Source organism: Corallococcus sp. AB018, assembly GCF_003986945.1.
Classification (GTDB): domain Bacteria; phylum Myxococcota; class Myxococcia; order Myxococcales; family Myxococcaceae; genus Corallococcus; species Corallococcus exiguus.
The window spans coordinates 1-8,127 of the sequence record NZ_RAWR01000323.1 but is presented as its reverse complement, the minus strand read 5'-3'; the positions used below and the strand labels follow the sequence as shown (position 1 = coordinate 8,127).

Here is an 8,127-nt window from a genome sequence, read left to right as displayed (position 1 = left end):
GCGCGGAGGTGGCTTCCGTCACGACCGCCCCCGCCGCGTCCACGCCGCAATCAAGCGCGACGGCCCCGGCCACATCCGGCGGCATGCCCGCGTCGCCGGATGCCACGCGGACAAAGCTGCCGCAGGGCTGGTACGTCACCGAGAGCGCGCCCCAGCACTACGAGGCGGGCGTGGATGAAGCCTCCCCGTGCGAGGGCACGCGCAGCGCCTTCCTGCGCTCGCGCACGCAGGCCACGGACAGCTTCGGCACCTTCATGCAGGCCTTCAGCGCGCAGGACTTCCGGGGCAAGCGCCTGCGCTTCTCCGCGGCCGTGCGCCACCAGGACGTGAAGGGCTGGGCGGGGCTGTGGATGCGCGTGGAGGGCGCGGACCCCAAGCAGCCGCTCGCCTTCGACAACATGCAGGCGCGCGCCCTGGTGGGCACCCACGACTGCAAGCGCTACGACGTGGTGCTGGACGTGCCCAAGGAGGCCACCTCCATCATGGCGGGCCTCATCATGAGCGGCACCGGACAGGCGTGGCTCGGCGGCGTGCGCTTCGAGACAGTGGACGCGTCGGTGAAGACCACGGACCTGCTCGCCACCCCGCAGCCCCTGCCCTCCGGCCCCCAGGGCCTGGAGGATGGCCCCCTGCCCAAGGCGAACACGCCCCTGGGCAGGGTCGGCACCGCCTGGTTCGACACGCAGCGCGTGCAGACGGCGACGCCGCTCATGCGCGGCAAGGGCCCCTCATGGAAGGGCGAATTCGGCGACGAGCTCTTCGAGCACGGCATCGAGGTGAACGGCACCTACGAGCGGCGGGACCTTTCGGTGAAGGTGCGCGCTGGCGGCTCCGCCACCCTCATCGAGGGCACCTGGGGCGGAGAACCGCTGTTCATCCGGCTCGCGTCGGACTCGCTCCGCATCCGCTGGGGCGTCGACGACCAGCGCTTCGAACGGGACCTGGCTGCTCCCACGCAGCAGGGATGCAACGCGTACCGGCAGACCACGGGGCGCTTCGAACGGCAGTGGCTGGAGGTGTGCGGCGTGGCGCTCGCCACCCGGCCGCCTCTCACGCAGCTCGTGGCGGCGTTCCTGTCCGGTGGCGTGCGGGCCGGCGCCTCGCGAGGCCCCCTCCCCATGCCCAGGCTGCCGGTGCGCTCGGCCCAGCCGTACGACTCGTCCGGCCGGAACGTGCCCTCCTCCCAGCTCCAGTGAGGCAGAGCGAAGGCGGAAGGATCCCACCTTCCGCCGCTCCGCGCTTCACTCAGAACGCGAAGTCGCGCTCCAGCGTCTCCTGCCCGGCCTGCACCGTGAGGTGGGCCGCGTGCGCGCCGGTGGCCGCCGCCGTGGACAGGTCGAAGGACAGCCCCTCCGGTCCCTGCGTCGGCTTGAGCGACGGACGCCCGGGCGACAGGAACACGGCGGCCGTCACGGCGCGCGTGCCCAGGGGCTGAACCAGAAGCCGCACCCGCTGACGCTCGCGAACCAGCACCACGCGGAAGTCGCGCCGCTCCTCCAGCACCTCGCGGTGCTCCGGCAGGCGGGCCGCGCTGGGGCGCCGGGCCACGTCCGCGCGGGAGTCGCGCGTCGCGCGCGGAACCTGCGCGCCTTCCTCATCCAATTCCAGCGCCTCGTCGATGGCGGCGTCGCCCTCTTCCAGCGCCAGCACGGCCTGGGCGCACTCGCCGCAGCCGGCCGTGTGGGCCTCCACGCGCTCGCGCTCCTCGCGGCTCATCTCGCCGGAGTCCAGCCGCCACAGCTCGTCATCCGTGAGGTGGCGGCGCGGGGGCGTGTCCACCACCGCCGTGTCCGCCCGGTCCGCGCGACAGCTGGCGCAGTCCTTCAGGTGCTCCGGGTCCTTCATGGGGCGGCCCGTCCAGGACGCCACCAGGTCATCACAGCTGGCCCTCGCGGAGAACCACCAGGCGCCGGGGCGCTCCACGGGGTCCAGCAGGTCGCGCTCGGCGCGGCGCTCGGTGTTGAGCGGGATGAACCAGCGCGCCCGGGAGCGCAGCGAGGAGTCCAGGTGCCCCAGCGCCCCGAGAAAGCGCTCACGAGCGGCGCTCGCGTCCCCGTCCAGCGGGCCCTTCAACATCTCCCAGGTGACGAGCGCGCGGGCGGCGGAGGCGGCCCGGTCCCGGGCGGCCAGTCCTTCCAGCGCGGACGCGCGCCACAGCTCCGCCTCTTCACCCTCCTCGCCCAGCGCCACCTCCATCGACTCCTCGGCGGCACGCAGGAGCAACGGCTGGAGCGCCTGCGGTTTCTGCTGGACAAGCCAGGCTTCCACTTCGGGGCGGCCCAGGCCCTTCAAGGCCTCTTCCACCCCGTCGGTGCCGAGCCGGTCCGAGCGGCGCAGCACATCCCCCACCACCTCCAACAGCTCACCCACCGAGAGGGGGCCCGCGCCCAGGCGCGCGTACCGGGCCTGGTAGCGGGACAGCGCGTCGCCCTTCATCGCGACATCCCGGGCGAGGCGGAGGACATCATGCCCCCGCGAGACGTCACGACGGCTCCTCCGGCAGTCCGTCCCGCTGCAACTCCAGCAGGTACAAACGCAGGTATGCCTGGGCGCGGCTGACGCGCTTGTACGAGTTCACCACGCTGATGTTCAAACGACGTGCGCATTCCTCGTGATCCTCCACGTCCTCGTGGTGATAGAGTTCCCATGCGGAAGCCTCCTTTGGATGCTCCTGCTGGAGCCTGGCGTAGGCGGCCCAATACAGTTCCTGCGCCTCGGCGCGCTCTTCGCGACGCCGTGCGCCCTCCACCGCCCGGGCCACCTCGGACGGGGTCTCTTCCATGACGTCGTCGGGCGACACCGGCGCGGGCGCCAGCTCCTCCCGGTGCCGCCGGTAGAAGTCGATGGCGACGTGCTTGACGATGCGCAGGAAGAACGTCTTGGGAGACGCGCTCCTGCCCGGCATCTGCTCGGACACACCCCGGAACTGATCCAGGCCCCGGTCGAGGAACTTCCCCACCGCGTCCTGGAAGAGCTCGTCGGCGTCCGCCGGCGAACCCCGTCCGTAGCTGCCCTGAATCCGGCCAATGACGTAACGGGCCGGGCGCGCCCACCGCGCGCACAAGGCCCCCAACGGAGTCCCGATGGCCTCGCCTGTGGCGCGCCGCCGGGTCACCTCCGCGAACAATTCCTCATCCGTGAGCTGCTCGTACACCGGAAGACCCTGGAGGCTGTCCCGGGAGGTCCTCGTCCCGAGAGGTTGGGTTACGGGGATGTGGCGCGGCAAATTAACACGTTGCATCCGCGAACAGCCTCCGACTGGTTACCAGAACGCCCGACTCCGGCCCTCCGCGTTTCCTGACACGCTTTTTTCAGAAGCCCGCGGATGACGCGGCGGGTCGCCTCCATGGAGGCCCGGGCAGACTCCTAAGGTCCCGGAAGAAGGCCCGAAAATGGCGCCGTCAGGATTCCGGCCAGGGGGGCGTCCAGGGGCGCATCGCTTTCGAGCGCCCGGCCGAAGAGGCCCTACACGCCGTGGTTCGACTCCACCCCTCCGCTCGCAAGGCGGGGGGCCCGCCGGCGGTCCGGCACTGAACTCTGGATTCAGCCTTCCGGCTTCCTCACTCGGGCGCTCACTTTTTCCCTCTCATCTCCAGGCAGCCCTTCCGGGCATGCCTCTGTCCCGAAAGGGGGACGACCGCCATGACCGCTCGCACCCAGACGACCCTTCCGGAGACGCAGCGAGGACCGGCCGAGCGCCTGCTCGACGTGGTGCTCGGTGGCTCCGCCCATCTGTGGCACCACCGCCCTGGCCTGGACGTGAACGGCACCTGGGTGGCCGTCGCCGGTGCGGACGCGAAGGCCTTGTCGCGCGGCCGCAAGGCGGCGCCCGGCCTGTTCGTGCCCGCCGCGGTGAAGCTGTACGGCCAGCTGCTGGAGCTCTACCGCCTCAACCCGACGCTGATGGCGCACTTCGCGTCGTACGCGCTGACGCAGACGGACTGGCGCGACCTGAAGGTGGCCACCTGCGCGCTGATGCTGGTGCAGGAGCATGCGGGCCAGCCCGTGCGCGACGGCCAGGGCGCCATCGCCTTCCACGACGACGACTACCGCTCCATCGGCGAGGCCATGGTGCTGCACTACGTGCGCCGCTCCACGCGGATGCTCACGCCCAAGGCCGTGCTGCGCGTGGCGGAGCTGTTGGAGACGCCGGAGATCGCGCGCCTCAACCGCGCCGCGGGCTTCGGTGATCCGGCGTCTCGCAAGCCGCCCCTGGGCCGCTGGAAGCGCGTGGCCCAGAAGTGGCTGGCCGCGCGTGAGGCGAACCTGCCCATGCTCCAGGGCCTGGTGAAGGCGGGCTACAAGGAGACGCTGAAGAAGCTGGCGCGCAAGGCGGGCTACAAGCCCCAGTCGCAGGGCTTCTTCGAGGTGCTCGGCTGGAAGCAGAAGCAGGCGGACGGCGGCCACCGGCAGGTGGGGCTGCACGGGCTCACGCTGGTGAAGCGCGAGCGCTTCGACGGCCTCTCCGAGGCGGAGATCTGCGAGTGGATTGAACTGGAGCGCCTCTCCTACAAGGAGGTCGTGGGCCGGCTGCCGAAGGACGTGGGCCTCACGCCCGCCATCCTGGCCACGCTGCTGCCGTCGTTGTCGGACCGCGACCTGCGGCTGATGACGCCCACGCTGGAGGACCTGGGCCTGTTGCAGGAGCCATCCGTGAAGGCGCGCTGGGAGCGGGCGGTGGCGAACGCCACGGATCAGCGCTCGCTGAACATCGCGAAGAACGTCCGCGGTGAGGACGTGCGTCGCAAGCTGGAGGAGGCGAGCGACAACGCGGTGAAGAAGGCGGTGGCGGAGGCGACGGCGGAGACGGACGTGCGGGTGATGTTCCTCATCGACAAGTCGGGGTCCATGGAGGGCGCCATCGAGCAGTCCAAGGAGGCGCTGTCGCGCATCCTCGCGGGCTTCCCGCTGAACAAACTGCACGTGGCGGCGTTCGACACCATGGGCACGGTGCTGCAGCCCAAGGCGGCGAACCGCACGGCGGTGCAGCACATGCTGTCCGGGCTGAAGGCGTCCGGCGGCACGGTGCACGCGGCCGGTGTCCACGCGCTGCACCGCTCCGGGGTTCGCATCCCGGCGGAGGCGAAGCTGGTGGTGATGGTGGTGGGTGACGAAGCGGGCGAGGCAGGCGACCAGTTCGCCCGGGCCTTCCACGCGTGTGGCTACAGCGTGGCGGCCATGGCGCTGCTGGTGAGCGTGGCGGGAGCGCGCGGCAACACGGTGCGCTCGGGCGCGAAGCAGCTGGGCGTGCCGTTCAGTGAGGTGAGCGTGGGGCAGTTCGCGGACCCCTACCAGGTGCCGCGCGTGCTCCAGGCGCTGATGGACGCTCCGCGCGAGGCGGGGGCCAGCCAGTCCGGCTGGGTGGACCGGGTGATGAGCACTCCGCTGTTGAAGGTGGCGTGAAGAAGGAGGCAGGGGCGTGGACTACCGGAAGCTGCTCGGGAAGGTGGAGTCGGCGGTGCTGCCGTATTTCGGCGGCGGGACCGTGGACGCGCCTTCACGCCGCCTGCGCGTCACCCTGCCCGTCGCCCCGGGCTGGTGGCGTTTCGAAGTGAAGGGCCGCGAGGCCACCGCGCGAGAGCCGGCGTCTCCCGAAGGGATGGAGGCGCTGCCGCGCGTGCGGGGCCACGTCTGGGGCACGCGGCTGGTGCGCGAGGGCGCGGTGGCGGAGCCGCTGGCGTTGATGCCGGAGGAGGAGCCGCCGCGCCTGTCGCCGGTGACGGCGCGCCGCTGGCATGACGGCACGCTGCTCTTCGAGGGCGTGGAGTTCGAAAGCGAAGCGGAGGAGACGGCCCGCCGCGCGCTGGAGGAGGACCGTGCGCTGGGGGACGCGCGAGGCGTGAGTGCCTCGCTGCGCGCGGCGTTCGGCTTCGCGGTGCTGGACGCGGTGTCGCGAGGCACGGGCATCCCGTTCGCACCCGTGGAGGCCCGCGCGCGGGTGCTCGACGTGGCGCGCGAGGGACGCGCGGAGGCGGAGCGGTGCCTGAACCGGCTGGCCGAGGAGCGTGCGCGCTTCGTCCGGGTGCAGGCGGAGCTGGAGGCCCGGCGCGAAGCAGAGGCCCGTGCGCGGATGCATGAATCCGGCATGCCGGAGATCTGGCGGGACGCGGAGGGACGCGAGCTCGGGCGGGCGTCGTCAGGGCGTGAGCGCGAACGCTGGGAGACCCTTCACGGAGAGGGAGCTCAGCCCGGCACTGCGCGGGACGCGAACGGCCGCGGGGTGACGCCGTCGGCTTACGAGCGTGAGGCGTGGGAAACACGCCGGGATGCCTCCGCGCGCAATTCAGGCCGGACGCCAGGCGCGAGGGACGGACGAAACTTCGCGCGCCAGGACCGCAGGCGCGTGGAGTCGGACGTCGGCGCGTGGGTGGAGCGCGCGCTGGACAAGGCCGGCGCGCGGCTGCTGGACCACCGCCGGCTGGGGGATGGCCTGCTCGAAGTCGTCTACACGTTCATGGGCGAGCGCTTCGTCACGGTGGTGGAAGCCGCGACGCTGCGCGTGCGCGACGCGGGCGTGTGCCTGGCGGGCGCGGACAACCGGGTCACGCTGGAGAGCCTGCCGTCGGTGCTCAAGGAAGCCATCGACACGGACGCGCTGGTCATCACCCGGCACGCCTGAAACCCGCGTGTCCGACCGGGCCCGTCCCCCACGTCGGTACGGGACATTCGGGAGGAAGAACTTCATGTCGACGACGCGCGAGGTGTGTCTGCTCATCGGACCGGAGGACCAGGTGTTGTGGGGCGACTCCTTCGACGACCCCATGGCGCTGCCGGACTCCCGCCCCCGGTGGGAAGCCATCTGGAGCCTGAGGGACACGCTGGTGGAAATCACCCACAGCCACCCGGAGGGCCCGCTGGCCTTCTCCCAGGAGGACGAAACGACCATGGCCGCGCTCCAGGCGGCGCTGGGCCGGCCGCTGCGCTTCTCCGTGGTGGCCCCCGACGGCATGGTGGTCCGCATCGGCGGCGAGGACGTGCTGGTGCGCGACGAGCCCGCGTGGGCCGCGCCGCTGCGCATCGCCTCGGGGCTGCTGTATGGTCGGCCCCGGCCCGGTCCCACCATCCTCCAGGAAGATGGCCTGCTCCTGGAGCGAGCCCACCGCAAACCGTGAGCCTCTTCCTCAGCCCGGCAGCAGGATGATGCGGGCAATCTCCGGCGGCGCGGCGACGCGCATGGGCGGCCCCACGAAGCCGCACCCGCGGCTGACGTAGAGGTGCGAGCCGCCCTGCTGGCTCAGGCCCGCGTTCTGCTCGCCCCAGATGAGATGGCCCAGCACGTTGCCAGGGAACATCTGTCCGCCGTGCGTGTGCCCTGAAATCTGGAGCCCCACGCCGCGCTGGGCCACCACCTCGAAGTTGGAGGGCTGGTGCGCCAGCAACACCGACGCGCGGTCCGGCCTGAGGCCCTTCAGCGCCGCGTCCAGGTCATACCCGGCCTCACCGAGCCGGTTCGCGCTCCAGTCATCCACGCCGATGAGGTCGAAGGACGCGCCCGCGTCACCAATGGACACGGCGCGGTTGCGCAGCACGGTGATGCCCAGCCCCCGGACGAACTCCGTCCACGCCTCCACGCCGGAGTAGTAGTCGTGGTTGCCGGTGACGAAGTACGCGCCGTGCCGGGCCTTGAGCGCGCCGAAGCCGCCCACGTAGCGCCCCAGCTCCGGCACCGTGCCGTCCACCAGGTCGCCCGTCACCGCGATGAGGTCCGGCTTGAGCGCGTTGGCGCGAGCCACCAGATCGTCCACGAAGCGGCGCTGCAACACCCCGCCAATGTGGATGTCGGTGAGCTGCACCAGCGTGAAGCCCTCCAGCGCCTTGGGCAGCCCGGGCAGCCGCACCGGGATGTCGCGCACGTCTGGCGGATGGTACGCGCGCCAGGTGCCAAAGGTGCTCATCCCCGCTCCCGCCACGGTGGCACCCGCCGCGAGCCCCCGGGCGAGGAAGGCCCGGCGCTCGGGCGAAGGCTCCGGAAGCTTGCGCGCCTTGGTGAACACGCCCCGGACCACGTCCAGCCCCAGGGTGAACATGAGCAGGTAGAGCACCAGCCCCATCCACACCAGCAGGACGATGCCCGTCCACCACGCCACTTCGGAGGAGAGCTTCGCCCCCACCGCCCGAGCGCCCAGC

The 8,127-nt window shown here is 71.7% G+C and carries 7 protein-coding genes; 4 read left to right on the top strand and 3 right to left on the bottom strand.

The annotated features are described in order from the left end of the window. Positions 1-1,196, top strand: a 1,196-nt coding sequence (locus tag D7Y11_RS40025) for an AraC family transcriptional regulator (protein WP_126936308.1), incomplete at its 5' end; no start/stop codon positions are given. A gap of 49 nt (positions 1,197-1,245) precedes the next feature. Here the strand turns inward: D7Y11_RS40025 and D7Y11_RS40020 are convergent. Continuing rightward, positions 1,246-2,436, bottom strand: coding sequence for an anti-sigma factor (locus tag D7Y11_RS40020; protein ID WP_120577542.1), 1,191 nt, complete (start codon positions 2,434-2,436; stop codon positions 1,246-1,248). Positions 2,437-2,482: 46 nt separating this feature from the next. Then, positions 2,483-3,154 carry an RNA polymerase sigma factor gene (locus D7Y11_RS40015; protein WP_120577543.1) on the bottom strand — a complete coding sequence of 224 codons (672 nt, stop codon included), beginning with the start codon at positions 3,152-3,154 and terminating at the stop codon, positions 2,483-2,485. 488 nt (positions 3,155-3,642) lie between these two features. Between D7Y11_RS40015 and D7Y11_RS40010 the strand changes: the two genes are divergently transcribed. The 3 genes from D7Y11_RS40010 (at position 3,643) to D7Y11_RS40000 (ending at position 7,112) form a co-directional block, all read left to right on the top strand. Continuing rightward, positions 3,643-5,403: a VWA domain-containing protein gene (locus D7Y11_RS40010; RefSeq protein WP_120577544.1), complete on the top strand. Its 1,761-nt coding sequence runs from the start codon at positions 3,643-3,645 to the stop codon at positions 5,401-5,403. A 16-nt stretch (positions 5,404-5,419) separates the two neighbouring features. Further along, on the top strand, positions 5,420-6,619 hold the full coding sequence (locus tag D7Y11_RS44740) for a hypothetical protein (protein ID WP_217276045.1): 1,200 nt from the start codon (positions 5,420-5,422) through the stop codon (positions 6,617-6,619). 64 nt (positions 6,620-6,683) lie between these two features. After that, a complete protein-coding gene (locus tag D7Y11_RS40000; protein ID WP_014394351.1) occupies positions 6,684-7,112 on the top strand; it encodes a Mov34/MPN/PAD-1 family protein in 429 nt (142 codons plus the stop codon). A 9-nt stretch (positions 7,113-7,121) separates the two neighbouring features. On the opposite strand, the gene D7Y11_RS39995 is transcribed toward D7Y11_RS40000, so the two are convergent. Continuing rightward, on the bottom strand, positions 7,122-8,127 hold a 1,006-nt coding region (locus tag D7Y11_RS39995), incomplete at its 5' end, for a metallophosphoesterase (protein ID WP_148139269.1).